The sequence below is a fragment of the Sphingomonas sediminicola genome (genome assembly GCF_014489515.1).
Taxonomy (GTDB): domain Bacteria; phylum Pseudomonadota; class Alphaproteobacteria; order Sphingomonadales; family Sphingomonadaceae; genus Sphingomicrobium; species Sphingomicrobium sediminicola.
This window is the reverse complement of the sequence record NZ_CP060782.1, coordinates 2,341,856-2,364,566: the sequence shown is the minus strand read 5'-3', so window position 1 is coordinate 2,364,566 and position 22,711 is coordinate 2,341,856. Positions and strand designations below refer to the sequence as shown.

General features: G+C 64.4%; 27 protein-coding genes, 3 pseudogenes and 1 riboswitch. Of the genes and pseudogenes, 16 read left to right on the top strand and 14 right to left on the bottom strand.

All coding sequences use genetic code 11. The features are described from left to right. On the bottom strand, positions 1-1,167 hold the full coding sequence (locus H9L14_RS12720) for a M23 family metallopeptidase (RefSeq protein WP_187708392.1): 1,167 nt from the start codon (positions 1,165-1,167) through the stop codon (positions 1-3). Positions 1,168-1,287: 120 nt separating this feature from the next. Here H9L14_RS12720 and H9L14_RS17510 point away from each other — a divergent pair. The 3 genes and pseudogenes from H9L14_RS17510 (at position 1,288) to fdxA (ending at position 4,468) form a co-directional block, all read left to right on the top strand. Further along, positions 1,288-3,807: pseudogene (locus H9L14_RS17510) on the top strand (helicase-related protein). Positions 3,808-3,811: 4 nt separating this feature from the next. Beyond that, a complete protein-coding gene (locus tag H9L14_RS12710) occupies positions 3,812-4,075 on the top strand; it encodes an RNA-binding S4 domain-containing protein (protein ID WP_187708391.1) in 264 nt (87 codons plus the stop codon). Positions 4,076-4,129: 54 nt separating this feature from the next. After that, the gene (gene fdxA, locus H9L14_RS12705) at positions 4,130-4,468 is read left to right on the top strand and encodes a ferredoxin FdxA (RefSeq protein WP_187708390.1); all 339 of its coding nucleotides are present in this window, start codon (positions 4,130-4,132) and stop codon (positions 4,466-4,468) included. A 12-nt stretch (positions 4,469-4,480) separates the two neighbouring features. Here fdxA and H9L14_RS17140 read toward each other — a convergent pair. From H9L14_RS17140 to cysD, 3 genes and pseudogenes are all read right to left on the bottom strand, one after another. Next, positions 4,481-5,256 (bottom strand): annotated as a pseudogene (locus tag H9L14_RS17140) (MipA/OmpV family protein). Between the two features lie 49 nt (positions 5,257-5,305). Next, on the bottom strand, positions 5,306-7,210 hold the full coding sequence (gene cysN, locus H9L14_RS12695) for a sulfate adenylyltransferase subunit CysN (protein ID WP_187708388.1): 1,905 nt from the start codon (positions 7,208-7,210) through the stop codon (positions 5,306-5,308). Beyond that, a pseudogene (gene cysD, locus H9L14_RS12690) lies at positions 7,207-8,105 on the bottom strand (sulfate adenylyltransferase subunit CysD). Before cysD ends, cysN begins: the two are co-directional and overlap by 4 nt. A gap of 78 nt (positions 8,106-8,183) precedes the next feature. On the opposite strand from cysD, the gene H9L14_RS16215 reads away from it, so the two are divergent. The 4 genes from H9L14_RS16215 to H9L14_RS12670 all read left to right on the top strand — a co-directional run bounded on the left by H9L14_RS16215 (position 8,184) and on the right by H9L14_RS12670 (position 11,744). Then, the gene (locus tag H9L14_RS16215; RefSeq protein WP_246444182.1) at positions 8,184-8,636 is read left to right on the top strand and encodes an EF-hand domain-containing protein; all 453 of its coding nucleotides are present in this window, start codon (positions 8,184-8,186) and stop codon (positions 8,634-8,636) included. A 34-nt stretch (positions 8,637-8,670) separates the two neighbouring features. After that, a riboswitch (TPP riboswitch) is annotated at positions 8,671-8,774 on the top strand. Then, positions 8,771-10,606 carry a phosphomethylpyrimidine synthase ThiC gene (gene thiC, locus H9L14_RS12680; protein ID WP_187708387.1) on the top strand — a complete coding sequence of 612 codons (1,836 nt, stop codon included), beginning with the start codon at positions 8,771-8,773 and terminating at the stop codon, positions 10,604-10,606. (Overlaps the previous riboswitch by 4 nt.) Continuing rightward, complete coding sequence (locus H9L14_RS12675) at positions 10,603-11,067, top strand: nuclear transport factor 2 family protein (RefSeq protein WP_187708386.1); 465 nt, start codon at positions 10,603-10,605, stop codon at positions 11,065-11,067. Before thiC ends, H9L14_RS12675 begins: the two co-directional genes overlap by 4 nt. A gap of 104 nt (positions 11,068-11,171) precedes the next feature. Then, positions 11,172-11,744 (top strand): DUF1993 domain-containing protein, encoded by a 573-nt coding sequence (locus H9L14_RS12670; protein ID WP_187708385.1) that lies wholly within the window; start codon positions 11,172-11,174, stop codon positions 11,742-11,744. A 20-nt stretch (positions 11,745-11,764) separates the two neighbouring features. Here H9L14_RS12670 and H9L14_RS12665 read toward each other — a convergent pair whose 3' ends face one another. The 3 genes from H9L14_RS12665 to H9L14_RS12655 form a co-directional block, all read right to left on the bottom strand. Beyond that, a complete protein-coding gene (locus H9L14_RS12665) occupies positions 11,765-12,172 on the bottom strand; it encodes a DUF302 domain-containing protein (protein ID WP_187708384.1) in 408 nt (135 codons plus the stop codon). A 72-nt stretch (positions 12,173-12,244) separates the two neighbouring features. Further along, positions 12,245-12,439 (bottom strand): hypothetical protein, encoded by a 195-nt coding sequence (locus H9L14_RS12660; RefSeq protein WP_187708383.1) that lies wholly within the window; start codon positions 12,437-12,439, stop codon positions 12,245-12,247. A 49-nt stretch (positions 12,440-12,488) separates the two neighbouring features. After that, positions 12,489-12,653, bottom strand: coding sequence for a hypothetical protein (locus H9L14_RS12655; RefSeq protein ID WP_187708382.1), 165 nt, complete (start codon positions 12,651-12,653; stop codon positions 12,489-12,491). A 207-nt stretch (positions 12,654-12,860) separates the two neighbouring features. Here H9L14_RS12655 and H9L14_RS12650 point away from each other — a divergent pair, with 207 nt between their 5' ends. After that, a complete protein-coding gene (locus tag H9L14_RS12650; protein ID WP_187708381.1) occupies positions 12,861-13,346 on the top strand; it encodes a nuclear transport factor 2 family protein in 486 nt (161 codons plus the stop codon). A gap of 54 nt (positions 13,347-13,400) precedes the next feature. Here H9L14_RS12650 and H9L14_RS12645 read toward each other — a convergent pair whose 3' ends face one another. Together H9L14_RS12645 and H9L14_RS12640 are read right to left on the bottom strand one after the other, a co-directional pair. Next, entirely contained in the window at positions 13,401-13,538 is a 138-nt protein-coding gene (locus H9L14_RS12645) for a hypothetical protein (protein ID WP_187708380.1), read from the bottom strand. Positions 13,539-13,632: 94 nt separating this feature from the next. Continuing rightward, positions 13,633-14,103, bottom strand: coding sequence for a c-type cytochrome (locus H9L14_RS12640; RefSeq protein WP_187708379.1), 471 nt, complete (start codon positions 14,101-14,103; stop codon positions 13,633-13,635). Positions 14,104-14,326: 223 nt separating this feature from the next. On the opposite strand from H9L14_RS12640, the gene H9L14_RS12635 reads away from it, so the two are divergent. The 4 genes from H9L14_RS12635 (at position 14,327) to H9L14_RS12620 (ending at position 16,400) form a co-directional block, all read left to right on the top strand. Next, positions 14,327-14,776 carry a nuclear transport factor 2 family protein gene (locus H9L14_RS12635; protein ID WP_187708378.1) on the top strand — a complete coding sequence of 150 codons (450 nt, stop codon included), beginning with the start codon at positions 14,327-14,329 and terminating at the stop codon, positions 14,774-14,776. Between the two features lie 175 nt (positions 14,777-14,951). Continuing rightward, complete coding sequence (locus tag H9L14_RS12630; protein ID WP_187708377.1) at positions 14,952-15,392, top strand: J domain-containing protein; 441 nt, start codon at positions 14,952-14,954, stop codon at positions 15,390-15,392. A gap of 96 nt (positions 15,393-15,488) precedes the next feature. Beyond that, on the top strand, positions 15,489-16,028 hold the full coding sequence (locus H9L14_RS12625; protein WP_187708376.1) for a hypothetical protein: 540 nt from the start codon (positions 15,489-15,491) through the stop codon (positions 16,026-16,028). An 84-nt stretch (positions 16,029-16,112) separates the two neighbouring features. Further along, complete coding sequence (locus H9L14_RS12620) at positions 16,113-16,400, top strand: hypothetical protein (protein WP_187708375.1); 288 nt, start codon at positions 16,113-16,115, stop codon at positions 16,398-16,400. Between the two features lie 23 nt (positions 16,401-16,423). Here H9L14_RS12620 and H9L14_RS12615 read toward each other — a convergent pair whose 3' ends face one another. Both H9L14_RS12615 and H9L14_RS12610 read right to left on the bottom strand, forming a co-directional pair. Next, positions 16,424-16,894, bottom strand: coding sequence for a YaiI/YqxD family protein (locus H9L14_RS12615; RefSeq protein ID WP_425506883.1), 471 nt, complete (start codon positions 16,892-16,894; stop codon positions 16,424-16,426). A gap of 54 nt (positions 16,895-16,948) precedes the next feature. Then, positions 16,949-17,359, bottom strand: a complete 411-nt coding sequence (locus H9L14_RS12610) for a DUF3597 domain-containing protein (protein ID WP_187708373.1) — start codon at positions 17,357-17,359, stop codon at positions 16,949-16,951. Between the two features lie 229 nt (positions 17,360-17,588). Between H9L14_RS12610 and H9L14_RS12605 the strand changes: the two genes are divergently transcribed. From H9L14_RS12605 to H9L14_RS12590, 4 genes are all read left to right on the top strand, one after another. Beyond that, entirely contained in the window at positions 17,589-18,659 is a 1,071-nt protein-coding gene (locus tag H9L14_RS12605; RefSeq protein ID WP_187708372.1) for a retroviral-like aspartic protease family protein, read from the top strand. Further along, positions 18,572-18,982: a YciI-like protein gene (locus H9L14_RS12600; RefSeq protein ID WP_246444181.1), complete on the top strand. Its 411-nt coding sequence runs from the start codon at positions 18,572-18,574 to the stop codon at positions 18,980-18,982. Before H9L14_RS12605 ends, H9L14_RS12600 begins: the two co-directional genes overlap by 88 nt. A gap of 96 nt (positions 18,983-19,078) precedes the next feature. Beyond that, positions 19,079-19,501, top strand: coding sequence for a nuclear transport factor 2 family protein (locus H9L14_RS12595; RefSeq protein WP_187708371.1), 423 nt, complete (start codon positions 19,079-19,081; stop codon positions 19,499-19,501). A 31-nt stretch (positions 19,502-19,532) separates the two neighbouring features. Then, entirely contained in the window at positions 19,533-19,679 is a 147-nt protein-coding gene (locus tag H9L14_RS12590; protein WP_187708370.1) for a hypothetical protein, read from the top strand. On the opposite strand, the gene H9L14_RS16210 is transcribed toward H9L14_RS12590, so the two are convergent. From H9L14_RS16210 to H9L14_RS12580, 3 genes are read right to left on the bottom strand one after another with little or no spacing between them, the layout of a single operon-like run. Then, positions 19,676-20,941, bottom strand: a complete 1,266-nt coding sequence (locus H9L14_RS16210; RefSeq protein WP_246444180.1) for a glycoside hydrolase family 3 protein — start codon at positions 20,939-20,941, stop codon at positions 19,676-19,678. The genes H9L14_RS12590 and H9L14_RS16210 overlap by 4 nt on opposite strands. Further along, positions 20,938-21,921 carry a glycoside hydrolase family 3 protein gene (locus tag H9L14_RS16205; protein ID WP_246444178.1) on the bottom strand — a complete coding sequence of 328 codons (984 nt, stop codon included), beginning with the start codon at positions 21,919-21,921 and terminating at the stop codon, positions 20,938-20,940. Before H9L14_RS16205 ends, H9L14_RS16210 begins: the two co-directional genes overlap by 4 nt. Next, entirely contained in the window at positions 21,918-22,700 is a 783-nt protein-coding gene (locus H9L14_RS12580) for a cupin-like domain-containing protein (protein WP_187708369.1), read from the bottom strand. Before H9L14_RS12580 ends, H9L14_RS16205 begins: the two co-directional genes overlap by 4 nt. Positions 22,701-22,711: the final 11 nt, after the last annotated feature.

Genomic DNA, 22,711 nt, shown 5'->3' with positions numbered 1-22,711 from the left:
TCAGGATGCCGCCGCAGGCTGCTGCGGATGCATGGGGATCGAGCGAATCTCTTTCAGCTTCGCCTTGAACGCGGCAAGCTGCGCTCCCTCGAATACCGGCCGGCTCACGAGCCGCGCGGTCAGCGGGTTGATCGGCCGGCCGCCGGCGCGGACTTCGAAGTGGAGGTGCGGGCCTGTCGACAGGCCGGATGAGCCGACATAGCCGATGACCTGTCCCTGGCGAACCAGCGTCCCCGGCTGCGCGACCATCGCGCTCATGTGCGAATAGGTGGTCATAATTCCACCTTCGTGAACGATCCGGACCTGGCGGCCATAGCCTCCGGTCCAGCCGGCACCGATCACCTGACCGTCAGCGGCGGCGACGATCGGGCTGCCGTAGGCGACGCCGAAATCAATGCCGGCGTGGAAGCGCATGAAGCGCAGGATCGGATGCATGCGATAGCCGAAGCCGGAGGTGATCCGGCCCGCGACCGGCGCCATGAGGCCGTCGGAAGACTGCGGCTGCGTGGCTCCGTCGAACCATTCGGTGTGGCCGTTGGCGGTCCATTTCAGAACCTGGACGTCGCTGTACTGGGCGCGGTCGAGCCCCGCGTAGATAAGCTGGTCCGGCTCGCCGGCCTTCCCCTTCACGACCGCAAGATCGAACCGGTCGAACGGAGCAACTTCGCCAACGTCGATGCGGGTTGCAACCGCCTTCAGATAATCTGCGGCGATCTGCGGGCTAGCCCCGGCGCCGCGCAGCGACCAGTATAGGCCGCCGGCAACGTCGCCGCCGATCCGTTCGACACCGCCGCGTTCCCCGACGAGGATCCCGACGGGCTTCGGAATGGAAATCGTCTCAGGCTTTGCGGCCATTCCCGGCATTGCCAGATCGCTGAGCTGCGCATTGTGCATCTCCGAAACTGGCGCGGCCGCCATCTTCGACGCGAGGAACGGCTCGAAACCCGGAGCGAGGAAGAATACCGTACCGCAGAGAAGCGCCAGCGTCGCGACGCCCCGGAACCAGCGGGGCCCGATTTCCTCGGAGTGCAGGTCGACGACCAGGCTGAACGGCTCGCGCGGACCGCGCTTGCCGAACTCGCGGCCGTCTTCCGCCGCCGCGCGCGGAAAGGCGACGACCTCCGCGCCACTGCGCTCTTCCGGCCAGTCCTTACGCGCCTGAAGCATCTGGAAACCCGCTCCCCATCCGAGGACGGTGATGGAGGAACACGGTTAATGACCGTTTAAAATCGCTCCCTTCGTCGAAGGATGCTTGCGCTTCCCCGGCGCGCTGCCACATTCGTGGCGATGTCTCGGCGCGACGATGCTCCGGTCCGGGCGATCCTCGGTCCCACCAACACCGGGAAGACCTATCTCGCGATCGAGCGCATGTGCGCCCATTCCACCGGGGTCATAGGCTTCCCGCTCAGGCTGCTTGCCCGCGAAGTCTACGAGCGCGTCGTCGCGCTGAAGGGCGAAAAGCAGGTCGCGCTTCTGACTGGGGAAGAACGGATTGTCCCGCCCCAGGCGCGCTATGTCCTCTGCACTGCGGAATCGATGCCGGTGAGGACGGGCCGCGACGATCGGCCTCATGAGGGACCATTCCCCGATCAGTTCGCCTTCGCCGCGATCGACGAGGCGCAGCTCGGCGTAGACCCCGAGCGGGGCACGTCTTCACCGACCGCATGCTCCGCGCCCGGGCCGCGAGGAGACGCTGATCCTGGGTTCTGACACGCTGAAGCCTTTGGTCCGGAAGCTTCTCCCGGACGCCGAGATCGTCAGCCGTCCGCGCTTCTCGACCCTCCGCTATGCCGGCAACGTCAAGCTGTCCCGGCTCCCGGCCCGGTCGGCCGTCGTCGCCTTCTCCGCCGAGCAGGTCTACGCGCTCGCCGAGATGCTGCGCCGGTTCCGGGGCGGCGCCGCGGTGGTCATGGGCGCACTGTCGCCTGCCACTCGCAATGCCCAGGTCGCGATGTTCCAGCGCGGTGAGGTCGACTATCTCGTCGCGACCGACGCCATCGGCATGGGCCTCAACATGGACGTCGCCCACGTCGCCTTCGCGGGCTCGAGAAGTTCGACGGCCGCCGCGACCGGCGTCTCTCCATCTCCGAAATGGCGCAGATCGCGGGCCGGGCCGGCCGCCATCAGCGTGACGGGAGCTTCGGCACGCTTGGCCTCGGCAGCGATGGCGGCGCGACCTTCAGCGACGAGGAGATCACGGCGATCGAGGAGCATCGCTTCCGCCCGCTCGACTTCACCTATTGGCGAAACCCCGACCTCGATTTCACCGACGTCCGCACCCTGATCGGAAGCCTCGAGAAGCGAAGCGACGATCCGCTGCTTCGGCCGGCGCCCGAAGCCATTGACCTGTCCGTGCTGAAGCTCATCGCGGAGGACCCGGCGATCGCCGCAAAGCGCGGCGCCATTGCTCGGCGGTTGTGGTCGGTTTGCGGGCTTCCCGACTTCCGCAAGGTCGGACCCATGCATCATGCCCGGATGGTCCGTCGACTCTTCTCCTATGTCGGAGAGGGCGGCCATATCCCGCACGAATGGTTCGCGGCCGAGGTCACCCGACTCGACAACGTCAACGGCGATATCGAGGCGCTGGCCGACCGGCTCGCCGGAATCCGGAGCTGGGCCTACATCGCGCACCGCGCCGACTGGCTCGCCGAGCCAACCAAATGGGCGGAACGGACGCGCGAGGTCGAAGCGCGCCTTTCGGATGCACTGCACGAGCGGCTCACCCAGCGTTTCGTCGACCGTCGCACTGCAGTGCTGGTCCGCGACATCGGCGCGCGAGGTTCGGATGCCCTGCCGGTCACGGTTGCTGCCGACGGAGAAGTGAGCGTCGGTCCCGAGCCCATCGGCCACCTCACGGGGTTCGATTTCCGAGTCGATCAATCCGCGCGGCTCGCGGACAAGAGATTGCTCCTCGCTGCAGCCGAGCGACGCCTAGGTGACGAGCTGGACCGCCGGGCAAAAATCCTGGTCGAGGCCGGCGACGAAATCTTTGAGCTGATCGTCGAGGAAGAAGGCCAACCGGCGGTTGGCTGGCAGGGGAACGTCCTTGCCCGGATGGCAGCCGGGCGCTCCCTGCTGGAGCCCGCGCTTCGGACAAGCCGCGCGCTCGACCAGCTTTCGGCCGCTCGCAGGGCTGAGCTTCGTGCTCGCCTCGAAGCGTGGCTGGACGCTCAGGTCGACCGCAATCTTCGAGCCCTCAAGAAACTTGCCGCGGCGGCTACCGACCGCTCCAGCTCACCCGGTGTTCGCGCTCTCGCCGCCATGCTTGCGGATGCGGGTGGAGTGCTGACTCGCCGCACTTTGGTCACGACCATTGCAGCGCTTGAGCAGAGCGATCGGCAGACGCTGCACAAGCTGGGCGTCCGCCTCGGCCCGCTTGACGTGTTCGTCCCGGCCCTGCTGAAGCCCGCGTCGCAGCAGTGGCGCGCGATCCTGCAATCGGTCCGTACCAACCTCCCGATGCCGAAGCTTCCATCGCCCGGAGCGGCGACGCTCAGCGAGGCGGATACGCGCGGCGCGTCGCTTGCCTACCGTCGTCTCGGCCGGCAATGGCTGCGCATCGACCTTGCCGACCGGCTTGCCAGCCATGCGCACAAGGTCCGCTCGGCCGGCGGCGACGAACCCGTCGACATGGACCTGGCGACCTCGGTCGGTCTGGACGAGGCCGGCATCGCAAAGCTCATGGAAGAGGTGGGGTTCACCCGTGCCGGCGAGGCGTGGAAATGGCGGGGTCGCCGTCCGCCGCGCCAGGACAATCGCGCGCCCGGCTCCCATGCCTTCGCCGAGCTCGCCAAGCTAAAGCGCTAGGCACTTGCGGCTCGACCTCTATCTCCACCGCATCCGGCTGGTGAAAAGCCGCACTTCTGCGCAATCCCTGATCGAAACGGGATATGTTCGCGTCGACGGCAAGCGCATCGAGAAGACGAGCGAGCAGGTCGATGTCGGAAACGTCATTGCTTTGCCTCTCCAGGAGCGCGTCCGCGTGCTGAAGGTGATCGAGCTTCCGGCGAGGCGTGGCCCGGCAGCGGAGGCTCGGCGCCATTACGAAGAGCTTGAGCCTGATCCCGGCAATTGACGGCGGGGGCGCTCGCTCTTAGCGAAATGGCGTGAAGAGGGAGTCCGACCAGCCATGACCTACGTCGTCACCGACGCGTGCATCCGTTGCAAATATATGGACTGCGTCGAAGTCTGTCCGGTCGACTGCTTTTACGAGGGCGAGAACATGCTCGTCATCAATCCCAACGAGTGCATCGACTGCGGCGTGTGCGAGCCGGAGTGCCCGGCGGAGGCGATCCTTCCGGACACCGAGAGCGGGCTCGAGAAATGGCTCGAGCTCAACTCGACCTATTCCGCCGAATGGCCGAACATCACGCGCAAAAAGGACAGCCCCGCCGACGCCGACGAGCACAAGGGCGAAGAGGGCAAGTTCGACAAGTATTTCTCGGCAGATCCCGGCGCCGGCGACTGATCTCGCACCGGATCAGCGTTTGACGATAAAGGTGTAGTTCAGCCCTATTCCGCCCGAAAGCTGGTCACGCGAACCAAGTTCACGAACGATTGGCGATTTAGCCGCATCGCCGATTAGCCGTTCGTACCGAGCATAGCCGAACAGCCCCCATCGCGGATTGAACTGGTACGACAGTCCGCTCGTCGCGGCGAGGGCGTAGATGCCGCCCTTTGGTCGGTAAGTTGGAAGGCCGGTGGCAATTGCCGCCTCGCTGTCCACTCCGAAATAAGCGCGCTGGAATCGCGCGTCCGAGACAAGGACGCGGGGCCGATCGAGAAGACGTACCGGTCCCCGTCACGCCAGATGCGGTCCGCCCCGAAAGATCCGACGAGCCCGTCATGCCCGCCGAGTCCCTTGCGCAATTCCCCCCGCAGGCGAATCGATTCGCTCGCCTGGTATTCCGCGAAGCCACCGATCTCTACGGTCGTCGCCACTTTGCCGACCGGCGCTCCGAGGTCGGAGTTCTTCCGCTTCCCCTGAATATTGGCGGACGGGCCCGCCGAGAAACCGCCTTTGGAGAAGAGCCGGATGTCGAAGTTGTCGTCCGGCGCTTCGAACGGGAAGGGGTTTGTTCCGCGGGCCAGGTCGAAATCGAATAGTGGCCGTACGTCGTAATTGTCGGCACCGATGAATGCCGGCTTGATCTGCCCACCCAATCCGACCCGTACGCGATAATCCTTCTCGTCTTGCGCCGCAGCTGGAGTCGAGACGGTGAGTATTGCGGCGCAGGCCAGGAAAGCAGCTTTCATGAGCGTCGAAACTGCCGTGCGCGGAGTTGGTTGCAGCGCCGTATCGTTGCTACAACCTCCCCCGCTTGCTCAATTCCTCGACAATGCGATCGGCGGCGGCCTCCGCCGTTAGCGTCATCGTGTCGATGACGATCTCAGCGTTTTCAGGTGGCTCGTAGGGGCTGTCGATGCCTGTGAAGTTCTTGATCTCACCCGCGCGGGCCTTTGCATAGAGGCCTTTCGGATCCCGCTTCTCCGCATCGGCCAGCGGCGTATCGACGAACACTTCAATGAACTCGCCCTCTGGCAGCATCTTTCGAACCATTTCTCGCTCGGCGCGGAATGGTGAAATAAAGGCAGTCAGCACGATCAGGCCGGCGTCGGCCATGAGCCGGGCGACTTCGCCCACGCGCCGCATGTTCTCAATGCGGTCAGCTTCCGTGAACCCGAGGTCGCGGTTGAGTCCGTGACGGATGTTGTCGCCATCGAGCAGGAAAGTGTGCCGTCCGCGCGCCACGAGCTTCTTTTCGACCAGGTTCGCGATGGTCGACTTGCCCGATCCCGAAAGGCCGGTGAACCAGAGGACCGCCGGCTTTTGTCCCTTGAGCGTGGCGTGGGTCTCGCGACTGACATCGAGGTGCTGTCGATGGATGTTCAGCGACCGGCGCAGCGCGAAGTGAAGCATTCCGGCCGCGACGGTCGCGTTGGTCAGCTTGTCGATCAGGATGAACCCACCGAGCGCCCGATTGGGCGAACCGCCGTCGACGACGTAGGGTTCGAACACGATCTCGCGGTCGGTGGCGACCTCAGCGATCCCGATCGAATTCAGCTCCAGCGTCTTTGCGGCGAGACGCTCGAGCGTGTTGACGTTGATCTCGTACTTCGGGTGCTGAACGGTCGCCGTGACCAGTTGCGTGCCGAGCTTCAGCCAATAGCCTCGGCCCGGAAGCATTTCGTGCTCGTCCATCCAGACGATGGTTGCTTCGAATTGGTCGGCAGCCTCCGGCGCCTGCGTTGCCGCGGCGATAACGTCGCCTCGCGAGCAATCAACTTCTTCGTTTAACGTGAGGGTGATGGACTGTCCCGCGATCGCCTCGTGGAGGTCGCCGTCGCGGGTTACTATGCGGGCAACCCGCGTCTGCCGCCCCGACGGAAGCACGCGGACTTCGTCGCCCGGCTTCACCGACCCGGCTGCGATCTGCCCCGCAAATCCGCGGAACGACTGGTCGGGCCGGTTCACCCACTGCACGGGCAGGCGGAACGGCTTTGCAGCATCCGAAGTCGCGTCGATCGGAACGCTGTCGAGTTGCTCGAGCAACGTCGGGCCCGCGTACCAGCCCATCCGCGAGCTCTGCTCGCCGATATTGTCGCCGCCAAGCCCGGAGACCGGAATAGCGGTCCAGTCCTTGATACCGATCTGGCCGGCAAAGACGCGGTAATCCGCAGCAATCGCGTCGAACGCGGACTGGTCGAAATCGACCAGGTCCATCTTGGTGACCGCGAGGATGAAGTGCCGAATGCCGAGTAGCTGGGCGAGATACGAATGTCGCCGTGTCTGGGTCAGCACGCCCTTGCGCGCATCGACCAGCAAGACCGCGAGGTCGGCGGTCGAGGCGCCGGTGACCATGTTGCGCGTGTACTGCTCGTGACCCGGCGTGTCGGCGACTATGAATTTGCGTTTCTCGCTCGCGAAGAAGCGATAGGCGACGTCGATCGTGATGCCCTGCTCGCGCTCGGCCGAAAGGCCGTCGACCAGCAACGCGAAGTCTATCCCTTCGCCCTGCGTGCCGTGCTTCCGGCTGTCCGCTTCGAGCGCCGAAAGCTGGTCGTCGAAGATCTGCTTGGTGTCGTAGAGCAGCCGCCCGATCAGGGTCGACTTGCCGTCATCCACGCTGCCGCAGGTGATGAAGCGCAGAAGCTCCTTGCTGTCCTGCGCCTTCAGCCACTCGGAAATGTCGGTCGCAGGGCGGTTCAAAAGTAACCCTCCTGCTTCTTCTTCTCCATGCTGGCGGTGCCTGCATCGCGGTCGATCGCCCGGCCCTGACGTTCTGACGTCGTCGTCACCAGCATCTCGGCGACGATTTCCTCGACCGTGCAGGCGGCGCTCTCAACCGCGCCTGTCAGCGGATAGCAGCCCAATGTTCGGAATCGGACCCTGCGCATCTGCGGTTGTTCGCCGTTCAGCGGAATGCGGTCGTCATCGACCAACAGGATCAGCCCGTCCCGCTCAACCACCGGCCGCTCGCCCGCAAAGTAGAGCGGCACGATCTCGATCTTCTCGCGAAGGATGTATTGCCAGACGTCGAGCTCGGTCCAGTTGGATAAGGGAAACACGCGGACGCTTTCGCCCTTGTTCTTGCGGACGTTGTACAGAGACCAGAGCTCCGGCCGCTGCCGCTTTGGGTCCCACCGATGATTGCGGTCTCGGAAGCTGAAGATGCGCTCCTTCGCCCGGCTCTTCTCCTCGTCGCGGCGAGCACCGCCGAACGCCGCGTCGAAGCGATACTTGTCGAGTGCCTGCTTCAGCCCTTCCGTCTTCCACATGTCCGTGTGCGCCGGGCCATGGTCGAACGGGTTTATGCCCAGGCGCTCGGCCTCGGGGTTCTTGTAGACAATCAGTTGCACCGCCGGATCGGCCGCCACCCTGTCGCGCAACGCATACATGTCGCTAAACTTCCACGTCGTATCGACATGCAGCAGCGGGAAGGGCAGCGGTCCCGGGAAGAAGGCCTTCTTCGCCAGGTGAAGCATCACCGCGCTGTCCTTGCCGATCGAATAGAGCATCACGGGCGGTCGGCCTCGGCGACCGTTTCCCGCATGATGTGAATGCTCTCGGCCTCAAGCCGGTCGAGATGGGTCAGCGCATGCATTGGACGCCTGATGCCGTCACAATGCATAATAGGGAAGTAGGCGATTCATTCGCTCCATCCGGAATTCAGGAGGCCATTGTGCGTAAGGTTCTGTTTGTTGCACTCTCGATCGTTGCTGGAACAGCCGCCGCGCAGGCGCCGAAGGTCAGCCTCCGCACCGACGTCCAGAAGCAGGTCGACGTGAATTTCGACAAGGGCGACACCAACAACGACAACTTCATCAGTCGCGCCGAAATCCAGGCGATGACCGCCAAGGCCCTCCAGAGCCTGGCGCCAAAGATCGAGGCCGAGTTCAAGACGCTCGATAAGGACGGCAACGGCCAGCTCAGCCTCGCCGAGTTCAAGGCCGCCGCATTCTCCAAGCTGGGTCAGAACCCGGAGCTCACGCTCCAGAAGTTCGACACCAACAAGGACGGTAAGGTCAGCCAGGCCGAATTCCGCGCGCCCATCCTCGGGGCTTTCGACCGCGCCGACCTCAACAAGGACGGCAAGGTCACCGCCGAGGAAGCAAAGAAAGTGACCGGCCGCTAAGCGGGTGGCGCCCGACGCCGAGCGGGACTAAGAACGAATCTTCCCGGGGAGCTCATCGAGCTGAGAGGCGGCATGGGGCCGCGACCCGTAGAACCTGATCCGGTTAGCACCGGTGGAGGGAAGGAGAGACTCGAATGGCGGACATTCCCGCACGCACTGAGCTTAAAGTCACCACCGGCCCGATCCGCGGATCGCGCAAGATTCATGTCGGCCCCCTCGGCGTCGCCATGCGCGCCGTCGATCTCGAGCCCTCGTCCGGAGAGCCGCCGGTCGTCCTGTACGACACCAGCGGCCCCTATACCGACCCGGCCAAGCGCATCGACATCATGGCCGGCCTGCCCGAGCTCCGCCGCGACTGGATCCGTGCCCGCGGCGATGTCGAGGAAGTCGCCCAGCGTGAGGTCCGCCCGGAGGACAACGGTCAGCTCGGCCCCGACCGCAGCGGCGGCGTCCAGCCCTTCCCCAACGTTCGCAAGCGCGTGCTGCGCGCCAGGCCCGGCGCCAACGTCACGCAGATGCACTATGCGAAACGCGGCATCGTCACCCCCGAGATGGAATATGTCGCCATCCGCGAAAACCTCGGCCGCGAGGCTGCGCTGAACGCCGCCCGCGACGGCGAGGACTTCGGTGCCGCCATCCCCGACTTTGTCACCCCCGAGTTCGTCCGCGACGAGATCGCCCGCGGCCGCGCCATCATCCCCAACAACATCAACCACCCTGAAAGCGAGCCGATGGCGATTGGCCGCAACTTCCTGGTCAAGATCAACGCCAACATCGGCAACAGCGCCGTCGCCTCCGACGTCGCGGCCGAAGTCGACAAGGTGGTGTGGGCGATCCGCTGGGGCGCTGACACGGTCATGGACCTCTCGACCGGCCGCAACATCCACGACACGCGCGAATGGATCGTCCGCAACTCGCCCGTGCCGATCGGCACCGTCCCCATCTACCAGGCGCTGGAGAAGGTCGGCGGCATCGCCGAGGAGCTGACGTGGGAGATCTACCGCGACACGCTGATCGAACAGGCCGAGCAGGGCGTCGACTATTTCACCATCCACGCCGGGGTGCGCCTGCCCTACGTCCCGCTGACCGCCAAGCGCGTCACCGGCATCGTCAGCCGCGGTGGCTCGATCATGGCCAAGTGGTGCCTCTCCCACCACAAGGAGAGCTTCCTCTACGAACGCTTCGACGAAATCTGCGAGATCATGAAGGCGTACGACATCGCCTTCTCACTGGGCGACGGCCTCCGCCCCGGAAGCATCGCCGACGCCAATGACGAGGCGCAGTTCGCGGAGCTCTACACATTGGGCGAGCTGACCAAGAAGGCTTGGGAGCACGACTGCCAGGTGATGATCGAGGGCCCCGGCCACGTGCCGATGCACAAGATCAAGGAAAATATGGACAAGCAGCTGGAAAGCTGCGGCGAGGCGCCCTTCTACACCTTGGGCCCGCTGACCACCGACGTCGCCCCCGGCTACGACCACATCACCAGCGCGATCGGCGCGGCGATGATCGGCTGGTTCGGGACGGCGATGCTTTGCTACGTCACGCCGAAGGAGCACCTCGGCCTCCCCGACCGCGACGACGTGAAAGTCGGCGTCGTCACCTACAAGCTGGCTGCCCACGCGGCCGACCTGGCAAAGGGCCACCCGGCGGCGAAGGCGCACGACGACGCGCTAAGCCGCGCCCGCTTCGAATTCCGCTGGCGCGACCAGTTCAACCTCTCGCTCGATCCGGAAACGGCGGAGCAGTACCACGACCAGACCCTCCCCGCCGAAGGCGCCAAGACCGCCCACTTCTGCTCGATGTGCGGACCCAAATTCTGCTCGATGAAAATCACCCAAGAGGTCCGCGATTTCGCCAAGCTTCAAGAGCAGAAAGCGGCAACCACCGATGCGGAATCCGGCATGGCCGAGATGAGCAAGCGCTTCCACGACGAGGGCGGTGAGCTTTACCTCCCCGCAGCCGGATGACGCCCCTCCTGTTCTTCGCTCTCGCGGCCGCCACCGCCCCGAATGCCACCCGGAACGAGCGCGAAATCCGTACCCAGCGAGCGGCCTTCAACCGGGCGCTCGCCGCCGGCAACATCCGCCGCATCGCCCCGATTCTCGCCGACGACGCGCAGCTGGTCACCGGCGCGGATAGCATGATCGTCTCCGGCAAAGCGGCGCAGCTGGCCTTGTGGACGGAGGACCTCACCGGACCTAAGCGCCGTTCCTACGTCCGCAAGCCGCTGCGCATCCGCGTTTCCGCCGTTGGTCCGATGGCCATGGAAACGGGCGAATGGCGCGGATCCCAGCTGTCGGCTGCCCGCAACTGGGCCTCGGGCGAATATGTCGCCAAGTGGCGCCGAATCGACGGCACCTGGCAGATCGAAAGCGAGACTTACATCGCGATGGCCTGTGGCGGCAGCTTCTGCCCAAAGAGGAAATGACGGGCCTGAAGAGCAAGCGCTTCCCCGCTACAAATTCCTCCCCGGCAAGCGGGAGGAATGGAAACGCCTGACGGATCGGTGCGTCCTCCGCTAACGCGTCTCGCATGACCCTGACCGACCTCCTGATTCCCACCTACCGCAACATGCTGCGCACGTTGCGCGGGTTGCTCGACAAGGCCGAAGCCCAGCTCGGCGCGGAGAAGGCGGAGGCGCTGCTTTCCGCCCGTCTCGCGCCCGAAATGTTCCCGCTGGCGACGCAGGTCCGCTTCGCCTGCGTTCAAGCCCGGGAAGCGCCGTTACGGTTGCTAGGGGAGCCTCTCGACGCCATCCAGCCCGTCCTCGACGAAGGTCGCAACGCCGGGGAACGGCCCGGTACCCTGGCGGAGGCGCGCGCACGGATCGACGAGGCATTGGCCTTCCTCGACGGTCTGCCGCCGCAGGCGCTCGACGCCCGGCCGGCCGATGTGCCGCTCGAACTCGCCTTGCCGGTGGGCCTGACCTTCGACCTCACGCGCGAGCAATTCGCGCGCGACTGGGCGCTCGGCCAGTTCTACTTCCACGTCATGGCCGCCTACGCGATCCTGCGCAGCTCAGGCGTGGAGATCGGCAAGGCCGACTACGTCCAGCACATGTTCGCTTATCTGCGCGGGGACCAGGGAATGACGGACCGGGCCTGACGTGCCAGGTCCGCGGACGATCAGGCCGCGACCCCGCTTTTCTCGAGCTGCCCGATGACCACTCTGAGCCGCTCTCGCACCTCGGCAGCGGCATCCTTCAGCGCGGGATTCTCGATCGCCTGCATCGACGCGACGGGGTCGATGGCAGCGATCTCGGTCGAACCCTCGCCCTTCGCCTGGACCACGACATTGCAGGGCAGCATCGTCCCGACCTTGTCCTCCAGCTTGAGCGCCTCGTGAGCTAGCGTCGGGTTGCAGGCACCGAGGATCGTGTAGGGCCGGAAATCCACGCCGATCTTGGTTTTCAGCGCCTCCTTCATGTCGATGCGGCTGATGATCCCGAAGCCCTGCTCCTTGAGCGCTGCTTCGGCCAGTTCGATGCCCCGCTCAAATGGAACGGGAAGGGTCGCGGCGATGTAGTAGCTCATTCCTGGCCTCGCTCTCTTCGCTTCCACAACGTGACGGCGGCGCTGATAAGGATGGGCGGCACGCCCGCTGTCCTACAGCGGCGGGTTTGAGCTCAGTCGGTCGTTCAGCTCCGCCAGCCGCTGCTTCAACGCTTCGATATTCTCAGGCGTGGCCGCCTGGAGCTCGCGCAGATCCTCTTCGTCCACGTGCGTGACCTTGCCCGTCTCGATCGCCTTCAGGAGGCGCACCAGCCGGTCCCGCTCCTCATGCCAGTTCTCCGCGCTCACAATATCCTCCGCCTCGGCTTGCAAGCATAGAGGAGGGTGGCGACGCCGCCTAGCGGACGAACCTTTTCTTCAGGTCCGCCTTGATGGACGCGCCGCCAAGATGCGCGTCGACATTGGAATAGCCTTCTTGCCGAAGGGCCTTCCGGATTTCGTCGATGCTCGTTGAGCTTTGTGCCAGCTGGAAGGCGCGTTCGATGATGTTCTGGGTTTGCATGGAGATTCCGGATGTTTCGTCACCGTCATGAACGGACGGAGCGCGCTTCCGTTCCCCTGCGCCATACTTCGGCGGCAGCCCATTGCCTTGCCCCTACTGTTGACTCTTAACTATCTTAAGCCGACCGCGAAATTGCTGGCGGCCCTAGGGGAAATGTTGTCCCGCCGGTCGGTCACTCCCTCTGCGTTTCTCAAGCGGAGGATTACAATGATGAACCTGACAAAGTGGTCCCGCGGCGCTGCCGGCGGGACGATCGCCCTGTTGTTGATGATCGGCACGCCGGTCCAGGCGGCGGACAATCCGCAGGTTGCCGCGGAAATCATGGCTCTCGCGCGTTCGCAATGGGCATCCGAGATCGCCGGGGAGCCCATGGCTCAGCAAAATGCCACGCTCGCCGAGGATTATACGGAGTTCAACGGCGACTTCCCGACCTTGATCGTCGGCAAGACGATGTCCACGCGCATGGGAGAGGTCACGCCCAACGACAAGGCGATGTTCTCCGACATGCAGAACGGCCGCGTGCAGGTCTATGGCGACACTGCCGTCCTGACCTACAATTTCGCAGGGCTCAGGCGCGCGGCGGACGGCAAGGTCGCGCCGTCTCTCGCGAAATCCACTCGGGTCTACGTGAAGCAAGGTGGCAAATGGATGCTGGTCCACGCCAACTTCGCACCGCTGGCGTCCGGGCACTAGGCCATGATCGAGGCCGGGCCGCGCTAGTCCAGGCGCGGCCCATCACGTCCTCGGCTAATTGTTCTTCAAGTGCTCCAGGGTCTCCAGCCCGCGCGCTCCGCCCTTCTGGGACGGATTGGCCGCGATGGTCTTCACCTTCGCCTTCTTCGGCTTGCGAGCTTCCCTTCCGGATCTCTGCTGTCCCTTGGCCATCCTCATTCTCCTGCCGGGCGCGAAAGCGCCGCGTGACGGTCATCCTACGTGTTCGGAAGCGCAGCTCCTACTGCGTAGCGCGAGCGCCCGCCATTTATGGCGAGGCGTAGGGCATCCCCGACCTCAGGTAGAAGGCGAGGGACCAGATGTCCTCGCTGGACAGGGACTGCTTGAACGCCGGCATTTCGGAATCGAACGCCGCGCCACCTTCGGCGACGGTCCAGTAGATGTAGGCGCTCGACCTGTCCTTCGGCGTGCGCGCGAGCCATTCCAGGTCGGCTGGCGCCGGCACCAGGAAGAAGCCTTCCGATCCGCCTCCCGCGCCGCTCCAGCCGTGGCACGACGAGCAATTGCGGTCGAAAAGCGCCGCCCCGCGCCGCATCTTCGCTTCGGTGTCGGGCGTCGGATCGAGCATCTTGTCATAAGGGGCCGGGATGCCCTGCATGATCACCTGCTGGTGGCGGCTCATGTTCGCCTTCCACCGCGACAGGTTCTGGTCCGGCTGTGCAGTCGCGGCCGCGCCAACGAACGCGAGGACTCCGGCCGACAAGAGAATGCGGATCATGCTCGCTCCTTCGCTCTGGCTTCAGGTCGCAAAGTTCATACTAGCTCGGCGGCACCATGACCGGCCATCCGGTAAGTTGCGTAGAAGAGCCCTGCATTCCTCGGTGCTATAAGCCGCGCTGTCAGCATTACTGGCGAGTCGTATCGCGGCGCCCGCCGCCGGACATTCCGTCCGGGCGGCGCCACGCGCTGCGTAACGCAGTGAAGAAACTCGGGGAGTTTCCATGTCACAACAGAATGTGCAGGCAATGCGCCGCCTCTATGAGGCGTTCAACGCTGGCGATCTCGAGACGTTTGAAAGGGGCCTCAGCCCCGACATCTTGTGGAACGAGGCGGAGAATTCGCTCTACGCCTCCGGCAATCCATACCGCAGCTTCTCGGCGGTCCGCGACGGCATCTTCGCCCCCACGGCGCGCGATTATGACAATTTCCGCTGCGACCTCGAAAAGCTGCTCGATGCCGGAGACTATGTGATTGGCACCGGCCGGTATCGCGGCAAGAGCAGGGCGACCGGAAAGACCCTGTCGGCGCAATTCTGCCACGTCGCGCACGTCGACCAGCAGGGCAAGCTCGACACATTCCAGGAATACGTGGACACGCTGCAGGAGGCCGAAGTGTCCGGCCGGACGGCGCGCGTGACCGAAGAGCTCAAGATCCCTCATCCGGTGATGTAAGCCCGCATGGGCCGCGCCTCGGCCTCGTGCCGGGGCGCGGGCCTGTTCATTCCGGATGCACGCGAAAGCAGTGAACAAGGAAAAGGCTGGCGGCCTTCGTCCTGCGGTGGCCTGAGCTGGATTCCGACGAGAAACCATAGAAACTTCCGCCGCTTAGGAGTCGCGGGAGGGATCAATGGTCGAAACGGTCAGCTTGCGGCCGAACCACTATGAATTGCTGGGTCTTACCCCGGCTGCGAGCAGCGCCGAGATTGCGCAGGCATTCGCGAAGGAGCTCAGCCTGCTTCCGATGCGCCCCTTCGGCAGCCTCGCCCAGGTCAGCCTTGCCTACGAGACCCTTCGGGATCCCATCAAGCGCGCAGCCTACGACGCCTCGCTTCGCCCCGAGACCAAACCGCAGCCGAGCCATCCGCTGATCGGCCGGCTGGAGAGCGCGCCGTTCCTGGGCGGGGTGCCGGCGAAACCGGTAGTGCGGCCTGCCGCAGTGTCGTCCTCGCCTGTCACGCCACGGCCAGAGCCCTCGGCGAACCGAGAACCGCGCCGTCCGTTAGCGAATTGCTGCGTCAGCCGCCCAAACCAGCCGTCCGCGAAATCGAGCCGACCTCGGGAACGATAACGATCACACGTTCCACCACGATGCGCTGGACCGTTTCGGTCAAAGCGAGAAGGCTTCGATCGATTGGAGACTGCCTGCTCTTGCGGGGGAGTCCTGATGCTCGCGGTCGTCCTCGGCGCCTGGACAGGCTGGGAGGCAGGCAACGCCAATGAGCAGCTGCAGCCAGAAGCGGCCGCGATGCTCAAGACCCCGCCGGCCAAGGCCCTACCGGCCCTAGATGTATCACCGGAAGCTCCGGCCCCGATTGTGGCGGAGGCGCGGCCTGCGCGGCGGACGCGTGCGCCGGTCGCCGCGGCGAGGACTGTGCGTGCTCGACCGCCGCTCCAGATCGATCTGCCTGAGGCAGGTCCGGTCGAGGCGGTGCAGGCTGACCAAGCTCCACCCGGAGAGATCGCAACCGGTCAGGCTGTTGCGGAGGCGCCGGCAGTCGTCCCGACTGCGGCGAAGCTGCCGCTCCCCAAGGCGGTGATCGCGCGCACGATCGGTCGCATCGGCTATGCCTGCGGGCAGGTCGCTTCTGCCACCGCGGTCGACGGTAGCGCAGGGGTCTTCACGGTCACCTGCACGTCCGGCCATTCCTATCGGGCCGCGCCGGTTCGCGGACGTTACCACTTCCGCCGTCTGGGCAGTCGCTAGGCGGACACGGAATCGTCTTCGCCGCCGGGCCCATTCGCCCCATGGCGCGTTCTCCGCCCGCCTGCCTCAAGCTGAAGGAACTTTATGTCCCGTCCCAATCCGGCCGCCGACTGGTCCCGCCTCATTTTCGACGCCTCGCAGTTGTGGGCCGAGGCCGGCATGGTCGTCGCGCTTCGCTCGTGGCGGATGATGGCCGGTGGTCCCGCCGCCCGGCGCGAGTTTGAACGGATGATCAGCGAAAAGGTCGAGGCTGGATCCGAGCTGACCGGCGCGCTGGCGGGCGGTCGCGTCAAAAGCCCCAAGGCGGCCGCGCGCAAGGCCCTCGGAATTTACGGAAAACGCGTGCGAGGCAATCGCCGGCGATTGGGCTAGGCCCATCCTTTCGGTTTGCGCTTCTAAGCTCGGCCCAGTCTCACCAACGCTTCGTCCAGCGCCTGGAGGAACCGCGAACGGTCGGTCTTGGCGAACGGCCCCGGTCCGCCAATCGCATCGCCTCCCGCCCGCAGGTCGGCCATGATCGCGCGGGTCGCGATGGCCCCGCCAATGCTTGCCGAAGTGAACGGCTTGCCATTGTGGCCGATGACTGTCGCGCCCGACTTGAGGCAGCGGTCCGCGAGCAGGATGTCACCGGTGATCACCACGGTCTTCGCATCTGCCTCGACAGCGATCCAGTCGTCGGCGGCATCGAACTTGTCGGACACCAGCACCCGCTCGATCAGGGGATGGCTTGGCACGCGCATGCGGGCGTTGCTAACCACCCGCACGGGCACCTCGCGCCGGAATGCGACCTTGTAGACCTCGTCCTTCACCGGGCAGGCGTCAGCGTCGACCAGGATGCGGATTGACCCGCTCACCATTGAGACCATTCATAGTTGTTGACCCGCTTCGCTCCTACTAGGGGCGCTACTATCATCGCGGGCTTAGTCGGTCAGATTCGCCGGCACCTTGCCACCGTGCGCAGCCAACTGTCGCATGACCTCCTTATGCAGCCAGATGTTCATCTCCACGCTGCCGTCCTTGGCGCCTTGATAGCCGAGCTCAGCGGCCAGCTCCTTCCGGTTCTCAAGGCTCGAATCCATGCCGAGCAGCTTCATCAGGTCGACGATCGAGGTCTTGTAGTTGAGATCGGGGTTGCCCTTCTCGCGCGAGATTTGGGCCAGCACTCCTTCGACGTCGACATGCTGGGCCGGCGCCTGAGCCTGAGGCGGCACCTGGGTCCCGGCTTGCCCCGTCGCAGCTCCGGCAGGCTGCGGTGTCGGCGCGGGTTGGGCCTGAGCAGGGGCGCTTTTGTGCCCGAAGATGGCGTCCTTGATCTTGCTGAAGATGCTCACGTCTTCTCTCCTGCTGTCCAAGGCTGAACTGTCACCTCTCCGGATGTTTCCCGGCAGTGCGCTCACCCGTGCCGAATTTTCGAAGTTCACGTTCGAGCCCGCTTCAACCGTGCCGACAGTCATTTTCACGACGTTCGGTCGACGCTTTCGGCCGTCCGTCGACTCTTGGGTGGAATAGGTCGCGGCTCGGAATAGGCGTATGATAGGATTACCTCACGGGGAGGACCGATTGTCCACGCGTCGCCGCGCCCTGATTCTCGCGTTCCTGACTGCGCTGTCAGTCGTGCCTGGCGACGTCCAGGCGGCCGACGTGCCCCCGAAGATCCGCAAGCCGATGCCTGCTCCGGCCACGCCGCCGGACGTCGCTCCGCTCCCGCCCGCTTATTTCGACCCGACGCTCGCCGTTGGCGGACAAGACGTGAAGGCGCGCAAGGTGGAAACCCGCCTGACCGTGGCGGTGCATGTCAACGGCAGCGGCCCGTACAACTTCATCGTCGACAGCGGCGCCGACACGTCGGTGGTCGGTCTTAGGATCGCGCGAGGCCTTCAGCTTCCGCTCGGAACGACGGCAATCCTGAACGGGATGACCTCCCGCAACGTCGTTGACCGCGTGCGGGTCGCCGAGTTGACCTTGGGGCCGAACACCATCCGTAACGTGCAGCTTCCGGCCTTGCGGGAATCGGATCTGGGCGGCGACGGCATGATCGGCATCGATGCGCTCACCCAGCAGCGGCTGATGATGGATTTCGAGAAGCGCCTGATCAAGGTCGAGGACGCACGAATTCCAGAGAAATCACGTCCCGGCGACATCATCGTCGTCGCTCGCCGCCAGCGCGGCCAGCTGATCCTGACGCATGTCAGGGCCGCGGGGCTGTCGCTGGATGCAGTCATCGATACCGGAACGGAGATCACGATCGGCAATCTCGCACTGCGCGACAAGCTGATCCGCAAGAACCGCGACAAGTTCATCACGGTCGCCGTGACCGGTGTCACCGGGGAGACGGTCGATCTGCAGATGGCGAAGATCGCCGAGCTCCAGCTCGGCCCGATCACCTTGCGCGACGTCCCGATGGCCTTCGCCGACGTGCCGCCGTTCAAGATGTTCGGTCTTTCGAACGAGCCGGCGCTGCTGCTCGGGACCGACATCCTGGAGTCTTTCCGTCGGGTGTCGCTGGACTTCCGTGCCCGCAAGGTCCGCTTCCAGCTCAGGCGTTGCGGATCGCAGGGCGTAGTCATCAGCACGTCACCGGAAACCTTCACCCGCATATCGGCAACGGGTGGATCGGAAATCTGCGGCTGATAGGAAGGGGCGATGAAGCACTTCTCCTCTTCTACGAAACCGGGCCGGATTATCTTGATCGGCGCCCGCAATTTCGCGCTGAGCATCTGCGCCATGCCTGGTCAGCCGCCGAACACGGTGAGATCGTCGTTGCGGGCGCGCTGGCGGATCCGGTCGATGGGGCCGTTCTGATGTTCCAGGGCGAGGACAAGTCCGTCGCCGAGGATTTCGCGCGGGCCGATCCCTACGTCGTCAGGGGCCTAATCGCACGCTGGCACGTGCGCGAATGGACGACCGTCGTCGGCGAGCTGGCGGCGACACCCGTACAGCCGGAGACGTCTTAGACTCATGCGGCTGAGGCCGGTTGCTCGCCTGCGCTACGTTCGAGCGGTGCACCCGGTTTTCTGCTATCCGCGGCGAGCTCGGCAAAGGAGGCTTGTATGCTCGATCCTGGCTTGCCGCTCGACCAGCTGAAATCCGCATATGAAAATTGGCGCCGGACAAAAGGCGGGAACCTCAATGAGGTTCTGAACCTGTTCGACGACCGGATCGAAATGCACTCTGTGCTCGAACCGGGCGTCAAACACGAGCTGGCTCGGGTCCAGACCTCGCGCGAAGACACCAAAGCATATTTTCGGGAATTGCTCGATAATTGGGAAATGATCTACTTCCCGACGGAGAAAGTCCTCGCCGATGGCGACACCGTGGTCTGGATCGGTCGCTGCCATTGGCGGAACAGGAAGGACGGAAACGTGCTCGACACGCCCAAGATCGACGTCTGGACGTTTCGGAACGGCAAGGCGGTCCGATTCTTCGAAATGTTCGACAGCCTGGGTTTTGCACGGGCCGCCGGCTTGCTCTGAACCGCCAGGCCCGTCCGCGCGTTTTTAGCCCATGATAAGGAAGCTGAAATCAGGCGAATATCGCCTCTATTCGCGCAAGAAGGGTTCGGACGGAAAGCGGCGGAATCTCGGCACCTTCTCGAGCCGCGATGCGGCAGAAAAGCACGAGCGCGAGGTCCAGTACTTCAAGCGGGGCTAACGGTCGGCCTTTCCGGCGCTCCAGACGCTGTCGGGCAAGGGCACGTCCACGCTCTGCATCTCCGCGTCCGAGGCTTGTCCGACCATCAGGCGATAAGTTCCCGCCTTGATATGCCAGTTATTGTTGGCGGCCTCGTAAGTCGCCAACAGCCTCGGATCGACGTTGAGTTCGATCTGCCTCGCCTTGCCCGGCTTTAGATCGGTCTTGGCGAAGGCTCCAAGCCGCTTCGGCGCTTCCCAGCCGGCCTTCTTCCAGTCTACCGGAGCGACATAGACCTGCGCCACGCCCTTGCCCGCCCGCTTGCCTGAATTGCGCATAGAGAAGCCGACCTTGACGGACTTGCCGTCGGGCAGCGCCGTCAATCCCGACAAAGCGAAGCTGGTGTAGCTCAGCCCGTGGCCGAACGCCCATAAGGGCTTGTAGCCCTTTACGTCGTACCATTTGTAACCGACCGTCGCGCCTTCATCGTAGGTGATGTGCATCGGCGTTTCGCCCGGCAGTCCGAGGCCCGGAAGGTCAGGGTGCGCGAGCTGGTCGGATGAAGCGGGGAAGCTGATTGGCAGGTGACCCGACGGATTGACCTTTCCGGTCAGGATTCGCGCGATCGCCGGACCGCCGCGAATGCCGGGGTAGAAAGCTTCGAGGATCGCGGGGACGTCCGAGGCCCACGGCATGAACACCGCACCACCGCTTTCGACTACTACGACCGTTTTCGGATTGGCCTTGGCGACGGCGGCGACAAGCGCGTCCTGGTTTCCTTGAAGCTCGAGATGGCCGTCATATCCTTCGCTGTCGTGCTGGGTGACGAAGACAATTGCGACGTCGGAGGCCGCGGCAAGCGCTGAGGCGGAAGCAAGGTCGCTACCGGCATCGAAGCTGACCTTCGCGCGTGGGAGTTCGCTCTTGAGCGCTGCCAGCGGCGGCGAGGGCATGAAGGTATGCTCGTCGAGCATCACAGCGCCGCCGACGGGGGTCACGTCGGACGATCCGCCGCCTGCCATCACGCCCTTGTCGGCATTGCCGCCAATGACCGCCACGGACTTCACGCCGCGCAGGGGCAGCAGGTCGCCGTCGTTCTTCAGCAGCACGAGCGATTCTTCGGCGGCCTTCTGAGAGACCAGGGCATGCGCCGCATAGTCGATCGATCCGGCTTTCACGGGGTTGTCGACCGGGCCCTTGGCGAAAAGCGCCCAGAGGATGCGCTCGACCATGTTGTCGAGCCTGCTTTGAGAAATCGCGCCCGACTGAAGCGCTGCCTTCATCGCGGGCGGAGCGAAGCGGGGGTTGTCAGTAACACAGCAGAAGCCGGTGAACTGGTCGAGGCCGTTGTTGGCCGCTGGCGCCGTCGAATGGACCGCCCCCAGTCGCTCATCACGAAGCCCTTGTAGCCCCAGTCGCCCTTGAGGACGGTGTTGAGCAGATAGTCGTTCTCGCAGCCCCAGCGGCCGTTAATAAGGTTGTAGGAGCACATCACTGAGCCCGGCGATCCCCGTTCGATGGCGAACTCGAACGCGAGGAGATCCGACTGGCGTAGCGCCTCAGCCGAGATCGTCACGTCCAGCGTCGTTCGCTGAGTTTCGGTATCGTTCACGGCGTAATGTTTGATGGTCGAAATGATCTTGTTCGACTGGATACCCTCGATCAGCGAACCGGCCATGGTGCCGGCGAGAAGAGGGTCCTCGCCGGTATATTCGAAGTTGCGGCCGTTCCTCGGCTCGCGGGCAAGGTTCACGCCGCCCGACAACATGGTGTTGTGGCCGGTCGCACGCGTTTCGGCACCGATCATCACGCCGCCCGCTCTGGGCACGGCGGGATCGAAACTCGCCGCTGTCGCAAGTGAGGAGGGAAGGGCCGTGCTTGGGATGAGGCTGTTCCGGACGCCCATCGAGGCATCGGTCTGCCATTGGTCGGGAACGCCGAGCCGCGGAACGCCCGGAACGAAACCCGCTGAGCCCTTGACCGCGCGGGTCTGCACGTAGGCCTTGAGTTCTTGAGACACGATGTCGTCGGGGACTTTCGAGATCTCGGTGACCGCCTGGTCCGAATAGCCGAAAATGAGCCTCAATTTCTCGTCGAGCGTCATTGCTTCGACGGCAGCCCGCGCCCGTGCTTCGGGCGAAAGGCCGGGGTTGAGCCAGGGCTGGCCTGCTGACGTCGGCGTTGCGCTTTCCTGTCCGCTCGCTGGACCTGCCAGCGCGATCGCGATTGCTGCAGACGCCAGAAACGCCGTGGCCTTGCTCATGTACTAACCCCCCTGAACGCCGGGCCTCTCGCCCACCAATAATTCACCAGCATGTTGAAGCGCTCGATCGCCTCGACATGATGAAACCAGTCCCTTGGAATGAAGATTGCGTCGCCGGCTGACAACTCCGCTTCTTGCGCGACGTCCAGGGCACGCGCGAACCGCGGATAGCGCTCCAGGTCCGGCGCGGTGACGTGAACCATGCTGACCGGTGTCCCGGCGGGCGTAGGATGTGCCGGGCCCATGTAGAGATCGTCCTCGGCATCTGGCGGAAAGAGGGTGAACCTGCGCCGGCCCGCCGCAACCACCGCGACATTGTCGACAGGATCGTTGTGGGTCGCGACCTTCGCGGAATTGCCGACCCAAATCCTGGGCTCGGTCCCTTGGGGAACCAGCGGCATCGGGTGGGACGCGGAGAAGCCGGGGACATAACGCTCGGCGAGCATGCCTTGCACGACCATCGCATATGGTCGTTGCTCGCCGGCCTGCTCGTGCATCGCCGCGAGGAAGGTCGATAGGTCCGCGCGGCCACGTATGAAGTTCAGCGACTTGCCATCGGCGGTGTAGTGAAAGCGACCCTGCTGGTCGGGGTCCGCGCGAAGGATCTCGACGGGTTCGTCATTCACGTGTGCGGCGAGCAAAGCCATCCAATTGCCGCCTGCATTCACCAGCGGCCAGCTCGCTGCGATTCCACGCAGAACTGCAGGTTCGGCCCGCGGCAGGATGTCTTTCCGGAATTGCTCCAGCGAGGGTTCTGTCCATTCGGAAATGGAGCGCATGGAAGAGCCCT

Bases quoted from the DNA above. Each gene is read 5' to 3' on its own strand.
- H9L14_RS12580 (WP_187708369.1), bottom strand. From the start codon at position 22,700: ATGCGCTCCATTTCCGAATGGACAGAACCCTCGCTGGAGCAATTCCGG.
- H9L14_RS12665 (WP_187708384.1), bottom strand. From the start codon at position 12,172: ATGAGCTACTACATCGCCGCGACCCTTCCCGTTCCATTTGAGCGGGGC.
- H9L14_RS12645 (WP_187708380.1), bottom strand. From the start codon at position 13,538: ATGGCCAAGGGACAGCAGAGATCCGGAAGGGAAGCTCGCAAGCCGAAG.
- H9L14_RS12625 (WP_187708376.1), top strand. From the start codon at position 15,489: ATGCTCGCGGTCGTCCTCGGCGCCTGGACAGGCTGGGAGGCAGGCAAC.
- H9L14_RS16210 (WP_246444180.1), bottom strand. From the start codon at position 20,941: ATGAAGGCAGCGCTTCAGTCGGGCGCGATTTCTCAAAGCAGGCTCGAC.
- thiC (WP_187708387.1), top strand. From the start codon at position 8,771: ATGGCGGACATTCCCGCACGCACTGAGCTTAAAGTCACCACCGGCCCG.
- H9L14_RS12635 (WP_187708378.1), top strand. From the start codon at position 14,327: ATGTCACAACAGAATGTGCAGGCAATGCGCCGCCTCTATGAGGCGTTC.
- H9L14_RS12655 (WP_187708382.1), bottom strand. From the start codon at position 12,653: ATGCAAACCCAGAACATCATCGAACGCGCCTTCCAGCTGGCACAAAGC.
- H9L14_RS12640 (WP_187708379.1), bottom strand. From the start codon at position 14,103: ATGATCCGCATTCTCTTGTCGGCCGGAGTCCTCGCGTTCGTTGGCGCG.
- H9L14_RS12615 (WP_425506883.1), bottom strand. From the start codon at position 16,894: ATGGTCTCAATGGTGAGCGGGTCAATCCGCATCCTGGTCGACGCTGAC.
- H9L14_RS12620 (WP_187708375.1), top strand. From the start codon at position 16,113: ATGTCCCGTCCCAATCCGGCCGCCGACTGGTCCCGCCTCATTTTCGAC.
- fdxA (WP_187708390.1), top strand. From the start codon at position 4,130: ATGACCTACGTCGTCACCGACGCGTGCATCCGTTGCAAATATATGGAC.
- H9L14_RS12595 (WP_187708371.1), top strand. From the start codon at position 19,079: ATGCTCGATCCTGGCTTGCCGCTCGACCAGCTGAAATCCGCATATGAA.
- H9L14_RS12590 (WP_187708370.1), top strand. From the start codon at position 19,533: ATGATAAGGAAGCTGAAATCAGGCGAATATCGCCTCTATTCGCGCAAG.
- H9L14_RS12675 (WP_187708386.1), top strand. From the start codon at position 10,603: ATGACGCCCCTCCTGTTCTTCGCTCTCGCGGCCGCCACCGCCCCGAAT.
- H9L14_RS12720 (WP_187708392.1), bottom strand. From the start codon at position 1,167: ATGCTTCAGGCGCGTAAGGACTGGCCGGAAGAGCGCAGTGGCGCGGAG.
- H9L14_RS12650 (WP_187708381.1), top strand. From the start codon at position 12,861: ATGATGAACCTGACAAAGTGGTCCCGCGGCGCTGCCGGCGGGACGATC.
- H9L14_RS16205 (WP_246444178.1), bottom strand. From the start codon at position 21,921: ATGAGCAAGGCCACGGCGTTTCTGGCGTCTGCAGCAATCGCGATCGCG.
- H9L14_RS12630 (WP_187708377.1), top strand. From the start codon at position 14,952: ATGGTCGAAACGGTCAGCTTGCGGCCGAACCACTATGAATTGCTGGGT.
- H9L14_RS12670 (WP_187708385.1), top strand. From the start codon at position 11,172: ATGACCCTGACCGACCTCCTGATTCCCACCTACCGCAACATGCTGCGC.